Genomic DNA, 19492 nt, shown 5'->3' on the forward strand with positions numbered 1-19492 from the left:
ATTGTCGAGCGAACTTAACGTTGAACTCGCCATAGAAGGTGAGTTTTGTCGACGGGAATGCTCATCAGGCCCTCGTCCTCGAAACCATAAACGGTGTCGCTGCAGACGGGCGCAAGGGGGTCAACGGATCGAGCCGTAGCCGGACAAAAGTCGAGCGCAGCTGTTCCGGCAGAAGTATCGCCGGGCTTGCAGTTTAGTATAATCACAGTAGAATCCTTAGTCGTTCCTGTTTTTTGTTTTCATTACGCCCACACCCCTAAGTCAAGCGCTGGTATTTCCGCTTTCTGGCTTACTCACGCACCGTCTTGTATCTACGTGAGTTGATCACTCGAGGACGATGTACGTAACCCAACCTGCCATATGCGGCGAGAATGAGGCTGGGCGAAAACTTATTAACACCTTCTAATGTAGGGGTGTGTCGAACGGCCGCACCGAAACAGCCTTCCGGACGTCCTACGAAAAACCGTGTCCGTCGGCTGAAATGTTGCGCTGGTTTGGGCGCCAGTGGTTCGAGCGGGTCGTTCGCATATGAGATCGTCGAGAAGGACGGCCGGGATGTCTTGCGATGCTGCGTGGCGGACGAGCCGTCGGAGCTATGGCTGGAGCTGCCGATCCCGATGTTCGACCGTGCCGTTTGCGCGGCAGATGCGCTTGGCCGAGGTCCGCCGTTGCGGCGTTGACTACGCTCCAGTCTCTACACGTGTTGCTGAGCGACGTCGCCGGCGGCACGGGGCGGCGATGTCCCGCATCATCCGCTTTCAATGATCGAAGATGGAACCTGGCACCGTTATCGAGCGCAGCCCAATGCAGGCTAGATTGACGCACCCAGAATTGGCCGTTTTCGTTCAGGACGCACAGCGATAATGCGGCATCGCTTGTCCCTGATCGGCGACAACATTCTACCGGCAGCGTCGCTGTGGAGTGAAGAGTTTGGTTCTTTCTTATGAGCTACCTCAGATGGGCCGCGTGCTTGAGGGTGCCTCCCCCGGAAGCTTCGCAGCCGGCGGCTTGACTGGATCGAGGGTGTCGTTACATTTGTTTTGTTTTTATCCGGTTGCGCCCACTTTCTGAGGTGCGCGGTCCCTAACGTGCAGCCCGGGCAAGGGAGGAACTCTAGAACTCTGGAGCGACCTCAATGCCGTCCTAAGATCCGTTCATTCTCAAAATGTGAAATTCGATCAACTGGAGCGACTTAGGATTCCCCTTCTGGAACTGGCATTGGGGCCATGCAGAGATTTCGATCGCTGGTTGTTTTCATTCAAAGCAACAAAGCTATTGTTAGGTCGAAGTATTCGAAGAGGCAACTCAAGCGCACTGATGTGGGCAGAGATGATTTCAAGTAACGATCTCTATACCGGAAAAGACTATGCTGCTGCCAATCCGACTTGGCATGACGAAGATGGCGGTGTTAAGGCCGCGAACATCGCCAAGATCGTGCGCGCCAACAAAATCAGTTGCCAGAAAATCGTCGACACAGGTTGCGGGACGGGAGGCGTTCTGAATGCCCTTCTTCAACACGATATCTTCCGTGACTCAGTGGCTACCGGCTACGACATCGCTCCCTATGCTATAAATTTGGCGAAGCAGCGAGAAAGAAAAAACCTAAGATTTCACTGCGGCGACTTCCTGCAAACCAACGAAAATTACGATCTTCTTTTGTGCATCGATGTTTTCGAGCACATAGATGACTATATGGGCTTTCTTCGGAGGCTCAGAGGACGTTCAAAATACTATGCGTTTCATATTCCTCTCGATATCAGTATTGTCGGCCTTCTGCGCGGTCAGCACCTTAAGCAACGCAAGGAGGTCGGTCACCTGCATTACTTTGATCAGGCAACAGCTCTAGCGACTCTGCGCGACACAGGCTTTAAGATTATTGACGCACAGTACACTAGGACGGAAGATATCTTGCTGATCCATCCCGAATGGCGAACCACGACAGCCATCCTCGGTAACGCCGCACGGCGCATTGTCCGGACTATTGCCGGAGAGGATCTGTCGGTGCGCTTACTCGGCGGCGCCTCACTGATGGTCCTCACTAGCTGAGGTGGTGTTAGGCGTCAGAACAACCGACTCCAAGTGGTGGCAGCAAGGGAGATGGCGAGACTCGAGGGCGAGACGCTGCAGTATCGTATTTTGCTCGACGCCGGCGATCTTCAGCAATGTCGGGTGTTCCCGAGATCGGGTCGGCTTGCTCCTTGCGATCGCGCCGACCGCATGAATTCGCTATTCGCGGAACCTCGCCACGGTGCTTGCGCAGATGCCCATACGACCTCTTGCGCTGATACTTCAGCATGAAGCGACGTGGCAATTTGTAGTCTCGGCTGGTACTCAAACTCGTCCAGCGCGAACTGACCTTTTGTGTGCGTGGAGGCTCACGAAGGCAAAGTTGACAGTGGTCCCCGGAAAACGTCAAACTGCTACGGTCACCCGCAAGGCCGGGCGGATCTCGCATACTTTCAACGTTGATCGCCGTCCAGCGAGAAGCTCCGAAACTCGATTCCGAGTTGCTTGAGCCGCTCTACACCGGGAACCTCTGCCGCCGGGTGCACGAGCCCAAGGATGGAGTCGGATCGGAAGGGGAGGGGGACACGCAGGGCCTCAGCTGCCTTGAGGACGCCACTGACAAGCTGCCAGGGCACTGGGACGGCGCGCAGTGTTCTGCCTTGTGACGCGGCGATCTCTTTCATGAGCCGTCGGAACGGCACCGGTTCGGGGTTGGCCAGCCCTACCGGTTCCGGCAGGGGCATGTCCGACTCGGCAATACGCACCATGGCGGCTGCCAGGTCCGCCTCATGCACAGTGAACTGATGGGAGCGCGCCCCGATGAGAGGTGTGACCGGCAGGTTGGTGAGCTTGCGGAGCGCGCCCGCCATCCCGCCCCAACCGGGGCCGTACACCAGTCCGAGGCGGGTGGAGACACCTCCCAGACTGCTGGCGGTGCGCTCGCAGGCCAGCTTCGCCTGGCCGTACAACTGTCGGGTTCCCTTATAGGCGGACATCGAGGAGATAAAAATAACCCGGCGAACCCCTGCGTCGGCGGCATTGCGGAGGAGCTGCTGCGAGCCGGACACATTGACACCCCACACATCGCCGGCGCTGACGAGAGTCAGGTCCCATGCACCGTGGATGAGCACATCTAGGTCGCTGAATGCGGCCCCCGATGGCGGGCGCTTGATCTCGTATGGGCGCCACTCGGCGATGCCGACCATTGCGGCAGCAGATTCGGAGGTCACCCGGTTCGAACGGGCGAACGCGATGACCTCATGCCCTTCTTCGGCGAAGGCGGCACGCAGGATAGTCCCGACATATCCGTTGGCTCCGGTGATACCGACCCGCATTAAACCCTCACCCCGTCAGCTCCATCGCTTCGCAGGCGATGCGATGAGAATTGGCCATCACAGTCAGGGTAAAGGTAGTAGCTGGAACATTTGGGAAAACCGACCCGTCGATAAGATGGATCCGGTCCCAGCGCGCCAGCCGCCCGAGGCGGTCTGTCGTCGCCCTCCCAGTATTCCGCTCACTGGCGTGGGGAAAGCTGCCGCCAAAGTGGTAGCTCTTGGCCCCGCCCGACCACAACATCTGCGGTGTGACTGGCCACAAATCAAGGTAAGGTGCCGCCCTGCGGATCCGCTTTATTACGTCAGGCAGCATCGGAGGCACGTCTTTGCCCTTGACCTTGGCCTCGCTGAAGCCCTCCGAAGTGAGGGTGATCTGGGGTAGCTCATCAGGAGCTGCGGACATCTGGGCGGTGACCCGGACCTTGGGTGATGCCCAGGACGGCAAGTAGCCCAGGCCTACCGTCAACCGGCTCAGGAGCCGATCCGTCGCGAAGGCGGCGGCGGGATGTTGGAGGAAGCCGGGCAGCGCATCGTAGTATGCCTGGTTGAACGGATAGAAGTGAATTTGTGAGACATCGAAGCCCTCGTCGTCCTCGCCGATGACCATGTTGAACTGGTTGAGTGTGAACTCGCGCCTTGTACGTGGGTCGGGGGTCGGCTTCATGGACATCATTGGAAGGACGAACTGAGCCGATTCCGAAAGATGTACCGGCTGGTCCGATCCGAGCGAGCCCAGGATCAGCCGGGTGGTCCCGATTGGCCCGCAGCCCACGAAGACCCGGTCGGCTGTGAATCGCTGGATCCGGCCGCTGGACAGCTCCCGGGCGTGTACGACGGCCGTGTCGCCCTCCTGGTCGACTCGCACCGCGAGCAGCCCGCTGCGGTAGTCGATCCTCCCGCTGCGCCTGAAGCGATCGAAGCTGTGCGAGGCCGAAAAGATCAGCGACCGCGGGCACCCAGTCATGCATAGGCCGCAGGGCTGGCATCCGGGCGCTGAGAAGGCGAGCCGGGCGCGGCCTATGGTTATTCCCGTGGAGCGCACACGATCGCGGTGCCGGTCGTAATTGGCCAGGACCATCTGCGTCCGCGGTGCCAGGGGCGGAAGCGGGTCCGGGGATCCGATGAGCGGGAACCACTCCTCGAGATCGTCGGACTCTCCAGCGAAAGGAATGTGACCCAGGATCGTCCTGTAGTGCTCTTCCATGTCCGAGAAGTCGAACGGCCATCTTCTGAACGTGGCGGCGCTGAAGGGCATGATCTGGGCCCCCCAGACATTGCTAAACCCCCCGTAGGCGCTTGAGATGACAGCTGAGTTGACTCTACCCTCGCAGTGCACGCCGTCGAGCTGGCCCTTGTTGACAAACGGGAAATCGGATCCGTAGCTTCTTTTTTCTGGCAGCGAATCGGACTGGACCTGCTTGGGTTGCAGGCTGACCCGGCGGACGTCCTCCTCATCCCAGTCGTCGACACGCAGCTTGGACAGCCTGGAGATTACCTCCTGCGTCTCCGCGTCCAGCACGGTGCCCGGATCGAACACGGTTATCTTCTCGTCTGGCTTCTCGGACAGCGCCAACACGGCGGCGGCTGCAGCTGGACCCGAACCAATGATTATCGAAGACGGCATTTACTTCCCTCGCCCACCGGCTGCGCGGCTGTGTCCAGCATCTGCTTGGTTGCCTGTTGGCCCTGCCGGCGCAATCGCCGCGCCAACTCGATCCGGCCGGCGACGTGGCCTGCCGCGGCCAGCCCCACGCCAGCGATTATCGCCGCGGACCGGGCCAGCCCGTGGGCGTCACCCTTGGCCGCTTGCGAAATACCCCGCGGTACGCCCTTGGTCAGCGCGTACCAGACGAAGCGGGCCTCTGCACCCAGTGTGGCGGCGTCGCCCATCTGGGCAAAGGCCTCGACCTTCCCCTTGTTGACGAAGAAGCAGCGGCGCCAGAAGTACTTCCAAGTCGGCCGTGAGGCGGGTACAAAGTGGCGGACGGTCGCCGCCGGTTCGTAGATGACCGCCTCACTGCCCTTGATATGCGCCACGCGGTGGCACATGTCCATGTCGTCGTGATTGTCGGAGTGGAACCCTCCCACCTGCTCGAGGAGGGTCCGCCGCACCGACATGTTGGCTCCTATGAGGTGAGCCAAAGGGCCTCGGCTGGTCGGAAGGCCGTCATAAGCGCATCCGAACACCCAGTCGAACTGCACAGGGAACCAGGCCGGGCGGCCAGCCTTGAAAACCGGTATGGGACGACCGCCGACGGCCCCGATGCGCTCATCCTGATACGGGTCGGTGAGAATCCCGAGCCAGTCCTTGTCGGCCGCTGCATCGTCATCCAAGAACGCCAGAATGTCTCCGGCAGCTATCTCGGCTGCCGTGTTTCGGGCCGAGCCCAGGTGCCCGTCGTACTTGTTCTGGATCACCCGTATCGGAGGGGTGGATGCGGCGAAGTGAGCCCAGTACGCGGCACAACGGTGGAACAGGGTCTCATTATGGTCGATGCAAACGATGATCTCACAGGGTTGCAAGGTCTGCTCCTGAACCGAGGCCACCGACTGAAGCATCAGCTCCCATCTGTCCTCGGTGTAGGCACAGATAATCACCGAGATCGTGGGGGGGCGCGGGACCTGCTGGCGTTCGCTGGTGACGCCATCCTCGGTCTGCCCGGTTTTCGATCCAGGCTGACCGGTTGTGGCAACGGCAACGTCATTACCGCGGCGGGCGAGACCGATACTTAGGTTCCGGACGTGGCCCCGCTGGCCAACGCCAATCGGCGTACAGGATTGCGCAAGCATCAGAATACGCATCTAGGAATTCTCCCGACTTGAGCTGCCAATGTCTGCCCCAAGCTCTTCGATAGACGGTGCGATGGTCTTGGTTTTTGAAAAGCCAGACTTCCACGCGCTGGATTCGGCTTACCCGGAAGCCGGTTCTCAGCATAAAGAAACCACGAGGGCCGAGGTTTGCGCCACAGAGGCTCGAGGCGGCCGCCGACGCCAAGCACGCGCGGGTCGGCGTAGGGCATCAGCAACTCGTCCAGCCAGCGCTCATCGGCGATCGCATCGTCATCGAGAAACGCCATGACCGGCGCGGACGCCAATCCGGCTCCCGTCGTGCGACCGCCGCACAGTCCACGCACGTTGGTATTAGGTGTGACGACGACACCCTCGATCCCGCGCCGGGCGCGCTCCAAGAGCGCCTCATCGTTGTCGACGACGAGGATGATCTCGCGGGCCGGGCAGGTCTGGCGGCGCACCGACGCGATGGCCGCGTTCAAATCGTCCCAGCGATCGAGTGTGTCGGCGCAGATCACGACGGAGGCTTCGGTCATGGCAACTGCCGGCTGGTTTCTGAGGCCGGGCTGGTTTCGCGTGTCTGCGTCGCCCGAGCCGTGGCGGCTTTGAGGATGCTCCAGAGCGGACCTCCGTCGTTGTGAATATCGAACTTGTCATATTCGTCGACGGGATAGCGTCCGCTGTCCTGCCGCGACACCAGCCGCCACACCATCCAGCCGGCGCAGTTGCGCTCGCGCGTCAGCGTGTCGAGCCACATCGCGTAAGCCTGGGCAAAGTTCTGATTGGAGCGGGCATAGCCGAACTCCTCCAGAAGCACCGGCTTTCCGGCGCGAACTGCCAACCGGCAGAACTCGGTGATCAAGCTGTCGAACTGCTGGACGGTGAGCTTGTAGTAGAGCGGGTAGCCGTGCCAGGTCCCGAAATCGAGAGTCGGGATCGTCAGATCCGATAGCTTCGACTCGACGTTAGCGTGCCCTGAGGTGACGAGATGGTTGGGATCGAGCGACTTCACGTAGGCCGTCATTTCGGTGGTCCAAGCCAATCGTAAGGCCTCCGGCTGCGCATTGCCTTCGTTCATTAGCTCCCAGGCCATGATGGTCGGATCATCCCGGTAGGCGAGCCCGGTGAGCGGGTTGACTCGCTGCACGACGTGGCTGACCCAGGTCCTGTAGTCGCGCTTCGTGCGCGGATCCTGGAAGAAAAACTCCGACTTCTCTTTGCTGAGGTCGGTGTTGTACTGGCTCTGCACGCCTGGGGCGTCCCGGCTCCCATACCAGGCCCGCATCTGCTGGGCGCCGCCTGTGAAGGCCCAGAAATCCAGGACGGCGATGATCAGCCTCAGGCGTCGCTTGCCGGCCTCGGCGATGAGGAAATCAACCTTCTGCATGCCGTCGGCGCCGTCATTGACCGCCATCCTGTTTTGGCTCGGGTCCCAGTAGAGCAGGTACGTGCCCTTGACCGCGAGATTGCTGGCTTCGCCTTCAAGCCGCCAATCCCAGATCGTAGGCTTGCTTCCGTCGAGCGACCCGATCACCGGCTGGAGGAAGGTGCGGACCACATTGGCGCCCATCGCCACCGCGTCATCGAGAACGCGGGTGACCTCATCCGGCGACCCGTAGGTCAGATAGTGGTTGTTTACGCCGGTCACGAAGAACGGCCTGCCGTCCAAGGTGAAGTTCGTTCCGGAAGTCTTGATGAAGGACGTTGCCGACGGATCATCCGCGGCGCTCACGACTGCCGGAACGGACAGCAACGCGCACACCAGCACCCGCAGTCCGGCGTTGCGCAGCCTATTTTTCACTCGTTGCCAGCCGACAATCACCCGGGCATGTGGCTCTCGCCGGGCGCCGAGTGCAACAGCCCCGAAGGATTACCTCCTCTGACCTCGCACAGCCCGGGCGTCGTTCGGGCATAGTGGTGCTTGGCCGATTCCGGTCGCTCGAGTATAGACCCGTGCTGTCAGACATCGCTCCCAACCAAGAGTTCGGCTCCTCGTATTGGCGAGTCCCCGCGGTAGTAATAGGTCGGAAGTATTCTCGCGCTGTGGCACGCGCCATCGCTTTCCATCTACCTCCCTGGCCCGCAGGCCCGCGGCGGAGTCTTGGTAAGGCGGATCGCCGCAGGCGGTTCTCGTCAAGCTGTGAGCCGGCGTCCTTTTGAAATCCGCGGTCAGAACAACAATGCGCATTTGCCTGAGTCTCGATCCATCGCGGCTACTTCGGTGGCACCTCTGGCTGGCAGAAGCGCTTGCTGAAGTGCCCGGCAACGAGGTCTCCTGCGCTTTGGCGGCCGGTCGCCGCCCGCTGCCGTTGACCTGCCGTCTGCTGCTCGAACTCGAACGACTGGTCTATGGCTTTCGCGGGAACGGCGCCACTGACTCCGTCGAGGCGGCGCTGCGGTCCCTGCCGCCGCCTCCGTCCGACCAAGTGGACGTGGTGATCGATTTGAGCGGAGAGGAGACGCGCCCGGCGGGGCTGCGCGTGCTGACGCCGCTCTTCAACGGCGTACCCGGCGAGATCGGCGTCATGGCGGCCGTGGCGAATGATCAGGACCTTCTCGTCGACCTGCACGACACGGCGCGCCCGTTGCGGCCGTGGATGGCCCGTCCGGCCAGTGTAGACCGTGGAGTGTTCTCAGCGAGTCTCGACAGCGTCCTCTCCTGCGCTGTGCTGCTGATCCTCAAAGTCTTGCGCGAGGAAACCGGTTCAGCTGCGTCCGGTGTCCCCGGTTCACGGACGGCCGTGCCTTCGCTTGGCGCATTTTCGGCCCTTGCAAGGGCGACCGGCACGGTTGCATCGAAGGCGATCGGGCTTTTGGACGTCCTGGCGAGGGGCGGCAGGATGTGGGGGATTGGCTGGCGCTTCGATGAATCGGCGAGCCTGCTCGACAAAGGCGAAGCGACCTTCCGGGTGCTCACCGGAAATGCCGACAGCTATCTTGCCGACCCGTTCCCGTTCCGGCACCAGGGGCAGGATTTCATCTTTGTCGAACAGTACCTCTACTCGAAGAACCGGGGGTGCATTGCGGTCGTGACAGTGAACCGGGACGGGACCGCCGGCGCATCCCGGATCGTCGTGGAGGAACCGCATCACCTCTCGTACCCGTTCCTGTTCGAGCAGGATGGGCAGATCTGGATGATCCCCGAATCGGGGGCGGCCAGGAATGTCAGCCTCTACCGGGCAGTGGAATTCCCTTACCGGTGGACGCGGGAGGCCTGCCTCATGGAAGGCATTGAGGGCTACGATACCACGCCGCTCTGCCATGCGGGCGGCTTTTGGTTTTTCGTCAGCCCAAGGCTGTGGAGGTCCACGTCCTGGGATGCCCTCAGCCTCTACCGTGCCGAGAGCCTGACCGGGTCTTGGATGCCCCATGCCGCCAACCCCGTCCTGCTCGATGCCAGGCTCAGCCGCCCCGCAGGCGCCGTCATCCGACACGGCGGACGCACGCTACGCCCGGTCCAAGACTGCGCGCGCGGTTATGGCGGCGCGGTGACGTTCTGCCAGATCGATGCGCTCGGCGTGTCGGAGTTTGCCCAGACCCCGGTCGGTCGCATTTGGTCCGGAGCGTTGGGGTGTCACACCTACAACCGCCGGTCTGGCCTGGAGGTGATCGACCTGTTCGGGCATATCCGGGGTTTGCGAGAGGTCACGACCTCCTATCGTTTGCTGGTACCCGACGCGCCGGTCTCGGGACCGCGTGGGGTCTCGGGACCGCGTGGGCAGTCCCTCTCTTGGCCGGTCTCGTCCGGCTAGCTACCCGTAGCCAGGCGGTCGAGCGCAAGGTACCCCGCCTGCGAAGGGCCGGGCGCGCTCGACCCTTCTCGGGCACAGAATAAGCTCGGAAATCACGGCCGAGTGAAGGAGCGAGCCCACCTGCACATCGCAGCTTCTGGCCAGTGGCAATGTCAGCGTTGCGCTGGACGTTCATTTCTTCGCCCCGACGGCTCGCTCAGTAGAAATTGTCGCTTGTGAGCTAGTGCCGGCCGCGGGTCGATGGATGTCCTCGCTGGCGTTGAAGGTGGCCCCAGAGGTCTAAACGGGTTTGGCAACGCTGCCAACACAGCTGCTGAAGATGATCGGTGCCGCTGCCGTGCTATCCGCGCTGGTGGTATGGGCTGGAAATAACCTGAAGGGATACCCCAAGAGAGCTAATCATCTATTGTCTTTTCCTAACCATCCATCGTCCTTCCATTTAAGATATGCATCAGTAATGCTCGCATAACAAACTAAGATTAGGGGGCTGCAAGCGTACCGATCTTCATCTCATCTTCATTTTATTATGGCCGGGAGTCCGCATATGGTTGGATCAAGCACATCCGTGGATGTGGCGGTCATTGGATCTGGCCCCCACGGCTTGTCGCTGGCCGCGCATTTGCGTGCGCGCGATGCGGAGCACCGGACGTATCACCCGGCCCATCATCTCGCCCGATACCTATCGGCAGTCCTGGCGCGCTTCCAGCCCGCCCCCTGGGTCCCATCGTACGACCTCAAAGCGCTGCCATGAACGCCCGTCTTTCCAGCATTGTCGCCCCCATCGGTGCCGCATCGCCGCCTGACCCGATCGATTTCGCGCTGCGGCGATCGTTGACTCTGCCTCGAGTCAGCTTCGTCGTCCCGACGCTCAATGAAGCCGAGAACCTCCCTTGGCTTCTGCCGCGCATCCCCAACTGGGCGCATGAGATCATTATCGTGGATGGTCGTTCGACCGACGACACGGTCGCGGTCGCGCGCCGCCTGCGCGAGGACGTGAAGGTTGTCATGGAGCCCCGTCGGGGCAAGGGCGCTGCACTGCAAGCGGGATTCCTGGCCGCCACAGGCGACATCATCGTCATGCTGGACGCCGACGGCTCCATGGTCCCGGAGGAGGCGATCGTCTTTGTAAGTGCGCTGATGGCCGGCGCGGATCTCGTCAAGGGTTCACGTTTTATCCAGGGCGCCGGCACCGACGATATGTCCCTGGTCCGGATGTTCGGCAACAGGGGGCTGACCCTTTTCGTGCGGCTGCTCTATGGCGGTTGGTACTCCGATCTATGCTACGGATACATAGCCTTCTGGACCAAACACGTCGCCACGCTGGACTGCGATTGCGATGGGTTCGAGATCGAGACGCTCATCAACGTGCGGGCCTTGAAGAACCACCTCAATATCGTAGAGGTGGCGAGCTTCGAGGCTCAGCGCATCAGCGGTGTGAGCCATCTGCGCGCCATGCCGGACGGCTGGCGCGTCCTCAAAACCATCCTGCGCGAGAGGATACACCAACAGCGCAGGCGGAGCGCGACAGCCTGTGTTGTCGGTGGACAGACCTGATGCGAATCCTGATGGTTGCCGCCCGCTGCTACCCCCTCATAGGCGGCATCGAAACTCACATCCAGGAAGTCGGCCCCCGCTTGGTAACGCTGGGCCACGCCGTCGACGTGCTCACCACCGATCCCTCGGGGGAGTTGCCGGTTGAGGAGGAGGTGCGCGGCATGCGCGTCCGGCGCGTGCGGGCCTGGCCGAGGGAGCTGGACCTCTATTTTGCGCCCCGCATTTATACCGCGATCCGGCGCGGGACTTGGGATCTGATCCATTTCCAAGGTTACAACACCTTCGTGGCGCCGATCGGACTGTTCGCGGCCGTGCGCGGGGACCTGCCGTTCATCCTGACCTTCCATAGCGGCGGGCATTCCTCCCGGCTGCGCAACACCGTGCGCGGCACGCAGCACGCGCTGCTCCGGCCTCTGGTGGCCCAGGCCGCGCGGCTGATTGGCGTCTCCGAATTCGAAGCCAGCTTCTTCAGCGGGAGGATGGGCGTGCCACGGGAGCGGTTTGTCGTTATCCCGAACGGCGCCGCGATGCCAGCTCCGAGCCCCGGCATCAAGGTCGATCCGCACCTGATCGTCTCGGGCGGCAGGCTGGAGCGCTACAAGGGCCATCACCGGGTGATTGGGGCCTTGCCCGAACTGATCCGCAGGGTGCCAGACGCGCGACTGCACGTCGTCGGTACAGGCCCGTATGAGAGAGAGTTGCGGCGCCTCGTCGCGATGCTAGGCCTCGAGAAGCGGGTCACCATTGCGGGTATCCCCGGATCCGAGCGGCAGAAAATGGCAGACCTTCTGGCGAGGGCTGCGCTGTTCGTGCTGTTCAGCGACTACGAAGCCCATCCGATCGCCGTAATGGAAGCCCTGTCGCTGCGCCGTCCGGTCCTTGTCAGCGACACGTCCGGTCTGCGGGAGCTGGCCGCCAAGGGCCTGTGCCGGGCGATTCCGCCCAACGCCGGTCCGAAAGAGTTGGCCGCCGCCATGGCCGACGAGCTAAAGGCCCATCGGGAGGTCCCGGATTTGGCGCTACCGGACTGGGATGCCTGCGCTCAAGTGCTGAGCGACGTTTATTGTGATGTCCTGAGCAGCCGATCCGTGGTCCGCTTGCCCCCCGGCGGCGTGATGTCGTGGCCTCCTGCGACGGGGGTATGAGGCTGATGATGCCGGCTCATTTCACCGCGGGAACCAGGATCAACCCGCTCCGGGCCGGGATACGATTCGTCTCGGCCGTTATCGGCCCCGACCTTCGCGACGGCGGCGCCGATGCCCCGTCGCAACGCGCCAATTCCGGGTGGATCGCGGTTCTATGCCTGACGATCGCCACGGCTCTACTCCTGGTCGTGGCCGGGCACGCGGCCGGGCGCCGGGGCTATGACGTGGCGCCGCTGCTCTTCTGGTCCGGTGTCGTCCTCCTGGTCGTTCCGACCAGCCTTCGCATCACCTGGCCGATGGTAGCCCGGGGTGAGCGCTTGTTCCTCCTGTTTCTGCTTGCCGAAGCCCTGTTCTACTACAAGACGGTCTATTCCCCGACGAGCTTCATCAATCACGACGAGTTCTTGCACTGGATCGCAGCCGACGATCTTATGACGGCCCGCCGGCTATTTCTGTCCAACCCGCTTTTCCCAATCGGGCCAACGTATCCCGCCCTGGAAATCCTGACGACGGCGATCGTCAATCTGACGGGCTTGCCATTGTTTGCGGCGGGGACTCTATTGTTGGCCGTCCTCAGGGGCACGTTCATCGGTGCCCTGTTTCTGTTCTTCGAAAGCATCACCGGATCGCCGCGCATCTCGGCCATCGCCTGCCTGGCCTATATGGGCTGCTCAACCTTCGTCCTGTTCGAGTCGATGTTCTCCTACGAGAGCCTCGGCATCGTGCTGTGCGTGCTGGCCTTCGCGGTCGAAGCAGCGTCCAAGGATCTCGTCGGGCGACCGAGACTGAAGGCGCTCGGGCTGATTGCCTTGCTGTTGGCGAGCCTCGCGGTCACGCACCACCTCTCGGCCACTTTCACCGCCACCTACTTCGGAGCGCTGGCGGCCCTCGAGGCTTTGCGCCGGCAGGGGCCCTTGCGGATTGGGGCCAGGACCGCCGCGGGCTTCACGGCGCTTCTGGCTATAGCCCTGCCGTCCCTTTGGGTGCAGGCCCGTGGCATCCCTCTCACAGGCTATCTCGGCCCGATGGTCGAATCCGGCTTCGACACATTGCTCGGGAAGATCCTGGGCGCGCCCACTCCACGGTCGGAGTACCCCGGAGCGCCGGACAAGGCCCTCTACATGCGGCTGACCACCTTGCTGGCGATCCTGCTGTTGGCACTCGGCCTGGCAACGGGATTCTTTCGGTCGCTGGCCATGGCAGCGCCGAGTGGTGCGCGGTCGGGTTGGCGTCCGATCCGGGACATTCTCAAACGCCGCTGGCGCGACAGCCGCCTCGTGCTCCTCGCCTTGCTGGCTTTCGGGCTCCCAGTCTCGGTGGCCTTCCGACTGACCATCGCCGGATGGGAAATCGGCAACCGCATGGGAACGTTCGTGTTCATCGCCGTCGGGCTGGTCGTCGCGGTGAGCATCGTCCACTTCTGGCAGGGCCGCACGCCACGCGGGTGGCGCCGCATCGCACCGGCCGTCGCTCTGGCGGTCATCGTCCTGGGCGGCGTCGCGAGCTCTACGATTAATCCGATCCATGGGCGCTACAGGGTGGCGGCAGATCAGGCATCAATCGAGCCCATGGGGATCGAAACGGCACGCTGGGCCAAGGAATGGCTCGGTGCCGGCAACCGCTTCACCTCCGACCGCATCAACCGCCTTCTGCTTGCGAGCTACGGCCGGCAGGACGTGAGGGTCAGGATCATCGAAGGCGTCTATTCCGCGCGCATATTCGAGGCCGAGACATTGGGGCCCGACGAGTTTTGGGCCTTGGCGCGAAGCGACATCGATTTCCTGATGATTGACCTACGCCTGACGACGGCTCCCCCGGTGCTCGGCTTCTACTTCGAGCCGTGGCAACGGCAGGGAACGCCGCTCTCGGGCGCAGAGCTGCTCAAGTTCAATGACATCAAGGGCGTCACCCGCATCTACGACAACGGCTGGATCGTCATCTATGACGTGAGAGGATTGCATGAGAATGTGTAGCAAGCTGGACCTTCTGGCCGCGTGCCTGTGGGCGGGGGCCGCGGTGGCGGCTGTTGCGGTCAGCGACAGCTTGCTCATCCGTACTGCCCTGGGCGCGCCCATGGTGTTCCTCGTCTCGGGCCACACGGTGCTGCGGGCCATTGGCGTGAGGACCGGCTCCGCGTTGCAACACTTCGTCTACGCGGTCGGAGCAAGCCTCGCCGCCGGCATCGCCGGGGGATTTGCCCTGAACGCCGCGGGCTCCCTTACGCCGCTCGGCTGGGCGCTGTGGTTCTGGGCCGTGACGGCCGCCGCGGCACTGGTGGCCGCCGGCCGCCGCGACACTCCCGATCTGCCAGCCTGGCCGGCTCCGGCGCGGGTCCGGCTCTGGCAGGGGGCCGCGTTCATGCTAGCGCTGCTTGTGGCGACCGGAGCCTATGCGCTGGCCGTCCGGGACGAAGCGGCCTACCGGGAATTCAAATACACCGCGTTCTGGTTGTTGCCGTCGGCAAGTGGCGAGTCCGGCCGGATCACCGTCGGCATCAGGAGCGCCGAGACTCAACCTCAGCTGTTCGACCTGGAAATCACCCTCGACGGGCAACCGTTCGCCATCTTCCGATCGCTCACCATCGCGCCGGGCGAGACCTGGGCGCGGGAGATCCCGGTGCCCGTCTTAGCCACCCCGCAGAAGGCAGATGCCCGGCTCTATCGGCCGGAAGACAACCGACTCTATCGCAGCGTTTCGACGCTGGTGCCGCACATCTGAAACGGAGCCCGACCATGCGCATCCTGCTACTGTCGCAGTTCTATCCTCCGGTGATCGGGGGAGAGGAGCGGCACGTCCGCAACCTCGGCGCGGCGTTGGCGCAGCGGGGCCATCACGTGAGCGTCGGCACCTTTATGCATCCCGGATCGCCCGAAACAGAGCTGGACGGCGCGGTCCGCGTGCACCGCCTGCGCGGCACACTCCAGCGCCTGTCAGACCTCCACAGCGATCCCGAGCGCCGCCACGCACCACCCTTCCCGGATCCCGAACTGGTGCTAGCCCTGAGGCGGCTGGTCGCCCGGGAGGAGCCGGACATCGTCCACGCCCATAACTGGATCTACGCGTCCTTCCTGCCGCTCAAAGTTCTGAGTGGGGCACGCCTCGTGGTTACGCTCCACGATTACGGCCTTGTCTGCGCCAAGAAGAACTTCATGCACTTGGGCACCCATCTCTGCGGTGGCCCAGCACTGGCGAAGTGCCTGCCCTGCACTGCCGGGCATTACGGGGCCGTGAAGGCAGCCGTGACCACGTTTGGCAACTGGGGGTCGAGCTTCGCCGCCCGGCGTGTGGTGGACCGTTTCATCGCGGTGAGCCACGCGGTGGCGCGTCACAACGGCCTGACCCAAGGCCGCGCGCCCTACGAGGTCATCACCAATTTCGTGCCCGACGATGTCGAGGTGCTTGGCCCGGAAGATCCCTGCCTGCGGGAGCTACCCGGGGATGGATTCATCCTGTTCGTCGGCGATATGATGCGCCTCAAGGGCATTGACGCTCTCCTGCAAGCCTATGCCGACCTCGAGCGCGCGCCTCCGCTGGTCCTGATCGGGCGCCCGCTCGCCGATACACCGACTGAGTTTCCGCCGAACGTCCATGTGTTCACCATGTGGCCTCATTCCGCCGTCATGCACGCATGGCGGCGCTCACTGTTCGGCGTGGCGCCATCGGTCGGGCTGGAACCCTGTGCGACCGTCATCATGGAAGCGATGGCGTCCGGCAAGGCCGTCGTCGCAACCGACGTCGGCGGCATGCCCGATATGATCGATCACGGCGAAACGGGGCTTCTCGTGCCGCCCGGTGATGCGTCAGCCTTGGCCCACGCGATGCAGACACTTCTGGAGGACCGCGCCTTGCTTGCCCGACTGGAGGCGACAAGCCTCGCCAGGGTTGGGCGCCTCAAGGCCGGAGCGGTCGTGACCCGGATCGAGCAGGTCTACCGGGACGTCCTGCGCCCAGCCGCCAGCAGGTCCGCGGTGCCGGCGCACCAAGGTTCGGGAGAGCCATCATGCCGGTAGGCCTCGTCGGGACGGCCACTATTCGCGCCCGACGAGAGCTTCGAAAGAGCGCCGCGCTCGTTCTGAATTCCGGCGCTCTGGCGATCGGAACGATTGCAGCGGCCGGTCTTGGGTTTGTCTATTGGTGGCTCGCCGCCCGGCTGTTTCCGCCGGAGGTGATCGGCAAGGCCTCCGCCCTCCTGTCCGTGATGGGCCTCGTCGGTCTGCTGGGGGAGGCCGGGCTGGGGACCTTGCTGATGGGCGAGATCGTCCGGCATCCCGGCAAGGAGCGCGGCCTCGTGGCCGCAGCAGCGTCCGTCGGGGTGGCGCTGACGGTCGGCCTGGCCTTGTTGTTTGTCTTCGAGGAGGCGCACCTCAATAGCTCGACCGGGCTGATCGGCGGCTGGTTCGTGGGCGCTGCGTTCGTCCTCGGCTGCGGCCTGACTGGTCTCAGCATGGTGGGCGATCAGGCGCTCGTCGGCCACTTGCGGAGCAGCGGCAAGATGATCCGGCAGGTGCTGTTCTCCGTGGTCAAGCTGATGCTGATCGCCGCCCTCGCGGCTGCCGGCTACGCCTCCAATGCCGCGATTCTTCTGTCGTGGGTGGCCGCGCTGCCGGCGTCCTGGATCGGCTTTGATCTCCTGACCCGGGGCGGTGCGCGTCGCCTCGTTGGGCGCCCCGATTTCCGGCTGCTCCATACGCTTCGGCGCAAGGTATTCGGTCACTACGCGCTCGATGTGGCCGCACAGGCCCCGGGCGTCATCATGCCCTACCTTGTGCTGGTTCTCCTGTCGCCGACCACCAATGCCGCCTTCGTGCCGTTGTGGATGCTGGTCTCCATGGCCTCATTGATTCCCGCAGCCATGGCCACGGTGCTGTTCCCCGTGGTCAGAGCAAGCCCGAAACAATCCAGGCACGATATCCTTTTGTCGCTGACGGCGTCATTGCTCTTCTCACTGGTCTGCGCCGCCTTCATCTTCACCTATTCGCAGGAGATCCTTGCGGTCTTCAATCCCGTCTATCCTGAGATCGCCGGTTCGAGCCTGCGCTTCCTCGGCTTCAGCCTGTTGGGATCAACGCTCAAATTTCATGCCTGTACGCTGGCGCGGTTGCGCGACAGGATGCGCAAGGCATCTCGCTGGTTCGCGCTTGGCGGATTGCTGGAGCTGTGCTTCGTGGTCGCGGGGGCGAAGCTTGATGGACTTCAAGGCCTGGTCCTAGGCTGGACGCTCGCCGTCAGCATCGAGGGTGCATGTGCGGCCCTGATTTTGGCCTTCGCGATGAAACTGGATTCTGCCGCCGGCCCCGCGCACGAACGACCGACCGCGTCGCCGCTCCAGACTTGAGGAGACACCGATCATGGCGCTGGGTTATCGACCGCAATTAGATGGCCTGCGGGCCATCGCGGCCGGACTCGTCGGCGTCGAGCACTTCGGCGGGCCGCGGGTCAGAACGCACTTCCCCATCGGGGCGGGAGCGCTGGGGGTCCAACTGTTCTTCGTCCTGAGTGGCTTCCTGATCACGCGCAACTTGCTGTTCAGACTGGAGCAAGCCCCTGCGGGCGAAGTCATCCGCAGGTTCTTCCCTATAATTCGATCGGCGACCCGGACAAGGCACGCTAGCTCTTGGGATTTCAACCAGAACATCTCTAGCAGCAGACTGGCTAAAACCTTTGTTACATAGGCACACCCAATGACGACGGCGAATATTGCTCTGCAAATCTTCACCGATATGGACGCGGTGGAAGCTCAGTGGAGAACATTAGAGCAGCATGCGGATTGTACCGTATTCCAATTGTTTGATTGGCAGATGGAATGGTATCGCCACATCGGCTCCAGAGAGAAACTGATTCCGGTGATCGTGCTGGGTCTCGACGATACGGGCGCGGCGATTTTTATTCTGCCATTGGCGATCGAACGCCATGGTCTGATCCGCCGGCTTGTCTGGTTTGGATCGGAATTGTGCGATTATAATTCGCCCATTCTGGCGATAAACTTTAGCGATCACGTGAAACCTGGGCAATTCGGCCGCCTGTGGAAAGACATAATTCGGGCGATTCAAAACTATCCTCAACTTCGTTTCGACGCTGTTGAACTTTACAATATGCCTAGTGTTGTCGGCTCTCAACCTAATCCCTTTCTCGACTTGCCAGTCTTGCTGGCTAATTGCGCCGGACATGTCGCAACCCTCCCGGAAGCGAACTGGGATCGGTTTTATGCGTCAAAGTTTTCGAATTCGACGCTGCATACCCACCGGCGCAAGGCCAAAAACCTCGCCAAGCAAGGTGGCGGGGCGGTTCGCTTTGTAGACGTGCAAGATCAGGCCGAGATCGAGTGCACCATTGCAAAGCTGATCGAACAAAAACGGAGCAGCTATGCCCGAATGGGTGTTCATGATATGTTCGAACGTCCGGGTTTTCGCGAATTTTATTTGGCGATTGTCGCCAATCCTCGGTTGCGCGAGGTCATCCATGTCACGCGGCTGGATTTGGATGGGATTCCGGTGGCGACGGGTCTGGGTCTCCAGTTAAATTCCAGTTATTCACTGGTGATGTCGAGTTATCAGGAGGAGTTCGCCAAATACAGTCCCGGGCGTCAGCATATTCAGGAAATTATGCAATATGCCATTGGCCAAAAGATGCAGAAATTCGATTTTACGATCGGCGACGAGCCTTATAAGCTCTCATGGTCCGATATAAATTCGCTTTTGTTTTTCCATTTTGATAGCAGAACTTTGCGCGGTCGTATTGTCATTGCGATGAAAATGGCAATCAATTATGTGGATACATGGTATAATCAAACGCCGTTATTAAAGCCACCGCTGCGGCAGGTTCTTCGTAAGACGAGACGATCCTTGCATCGCATGTTTCTCTGACCGGGCGATCACGAGTTTTTGATCTCGGCGCGGGATGCAATCATCGA

At 62.1% G+C, this 19492-nt stretch carries 15 protein-coding genes; 10 read left to right on the top strand and 5 right to left on the bottom strand.

Annotated elements, in window-relative coordinates; genetic code table 11:
- The first annotated feature begins 1317 nt into the window (after window positions 1–1317).
- The gene (locus RPG13_RS15470) at window positions 1318–2046 is read left to right on the top strand and encodes a class I SAM-dependent methyltransferase (protein ID WP_095486490.1); all 729 of its coding nucleotides are present in this window, start codon (window positions 1318–1320) and stop codon (window positions 2044–2046) included.
- A 413-nt stretch (window positions 2047–2459) separates the two neighbouring features.
- Here RPG13_RS15470 and RPG13_RS15475 read toward each other — a convergent pair whose 3' ends face one another.
- Genes RPG13_RS15475 through RPG13_RS15495 form a run of 5 tightly spaced genes read right to left on the bottom strand, consistent with a single transcriptional unit; the run spans window position 2460 to window position 7932 of the window.
- Window positions 2460–3341, bottom strand: a complete 882-nt coding sequence (locus RPG13_RS15475) for an NAD-dependent epimerase/dehydratase family protein (RefSeq protein ID WP_126102962.1) — start codon at window positions 3339–3341, stop codon at window positions 2460–2462.
- A 7-nt stretch (window positions 3342–3348) separates the two neighbouring features.
- A complete protein-coding gene (locus RPG13_RS15480; RefSeq protein ID WP_126102961.1) occupies window positions 3349–4965 on the bottom strand; it encodes a GMC family oxidoreductase in 1617 nt (538 codons plus the stop codon).
- Window positions 4950–6143 carry a glycosyltransferase gene (locus RPG13_RS15485; RefSeq protein ID WP_206072975.1) on the bottom strand — a complete coding sequence of 398 codons (1194 nt, stop codon included), beginning with the start codon at window positions 6141–6143 and terminating at the stop codon, window positions 4950–4952. The genes RPG13_RS15480 and RPG13_RS15485 overlap by 16 nt, the downstream gene beginning before the upstream one ends.
- Entirely contained in the window at window positions 6131–6667 is a 537-nt protein-coding gene (locus RPG13_RS15490) for a glycosyltransferase family 2 protein (protein WP_128284077.1), read from the bottom strand. Before RPG13_RS15490 ends, RPG13_RS15485 begins: the two co-directional genes overlap by 13 nt.
- Window positions 6664–7932, bottom strand: coding sequence for a glycoside hydrolase 5 family protein (locus RPG13_RS15495; RefSeq protein ID WP_095486494.1), 1269 nt, complete (start codon window positions 7930–7932; stop codon window positions 6664–6666). Before RPG13_RS15495 ends, RPG13_RS15490 begins: the two co-directional genes overlap by 4 nt.
- A 379-nt stretch (window positions 7933–8311) precedes the next feature.
- On the opposite strand from RPG13_RS15495, the gene RPG13_RS15500 reads away from it, so the two are divergent.
- From RPG13_RS15500 to RPG13_RS15540, 9 genes are all read left to right on the top strand, one after another.
- Window positions 8312–9883: a glucosamine inositolphosphorylceramide transferase family protein gene (locus tag RPG13_RS15500; RefSeq protein ID WP_095486495.1), complete on the top strand. Its 1572-nt coding sequence runs from the start codon at window positions 8312–8314 to the stop codon at window positions 9881–9883.
- A 747-nt stretch (window positions 9884–10630) separates the two neighbouring features.
- Window positions 10631–11437, top strand: coding sequence for a glycosyltransferase family 2 protein (locus RPG13_RS15505; RefSeq protein WP_095486496.1), 807 nt, complete (start codon window positions 10631–10633; stop codon window positions 11435–11437).
- A complete protein-coding gene (locus RPG13_RS15510; protein ID WP_126102958.1) occupies window positions 11437–12582 on the top strand; it encodes a glycosyltransferase family 4 protein in 1146 nt (381 codons plus the stop codon). The genes RPG13_RS15505 and RPG13_RS15510 overlap by 1 nt, the downstream gene beginning before the upstream one ends.
- Before the next feature lie 8 nt (window positions 12583–12590).
- Complete coding sequence (locus RPG13_RS15515; RefSeq protein WP_337125431.1) at window positions 12591–14555, top strand: hypothetical protein; 1965 nt, start codon at window positions 12591–12593, stop codon at window positions 14553–14555.
- A complete protein-coding gene (locus RPG13_RS15520; RefSeq protein WP_337125432.1) occupies window positions 14548–15300 on the top strand; it encodes a hypothetical protein in 753 nt (250 codons plus the stop codon). Before RPG13_RS15515 ends, RPG13_RS15520 begins: the two co-directional genes overlap by 8 nt.
- 14 nt (window positions 15301–15314) lie before the next feature.
- Window positions 15315–16592, top strand: coding sequence for a glycosyltransferase family 4 protein (locus RPG13_RS15525; protein WP_337125433.1), 1278 nt, complete (start codon window positions 15315–15317; stop codon window positions 16590–16592).
- Window positions 16583–17917 carry a lipopolysaccharide biosynthesis protein gene (locus RPG13_RS15530; RefSeq protein WP_095486501.1) on the top strand — a complete coding sequence of 445 codons (1335 nt, stop codon included), beginning with the start codon at window positions 16583–16585 and terminating at the stop codon, window positions 17915–17917. Before RPG13_RS15525 ends, RPG13_RS15530 begins: the two co-directional genes overlap by 10 nt.
- Before the next feature lie 13 nt (window positions 17918–17930).
- A complete protein-coding gene (locus RPG13_RS15535) occupies window positions 17931–18254 on the top strand; it encodes an acyltransferase family protein (protein ID WP_095486502.1) in 324 nt (107 codons plus the stop codon).
- A gap of 9 nt (window positions 18255–18263) precedes the next feature.
- A complete protein-coding gene (locus RPG13_RS15540) occupies window positions 18264–19445 on the top strand; it encodes a GNAT family N-acetyltransferase (RefSeq protein ID WP_095486503.1) in 1182 nt (393 codons plus the stop codon).
- Window positions 19446–19492: the final 47 nt, after the last annotated feature.

This window comes from Mesorhizobium sp. ISC15, assembly GCF_037162615.1.
Taxonomy (GTDB): domain Bacteria; phylum Pseudomonadota; class Alphaproteobacteria; order Rhizobiales; family Rhizobiaceae; genus Mesorhizobium; species Mesorhizobium mediterraneum.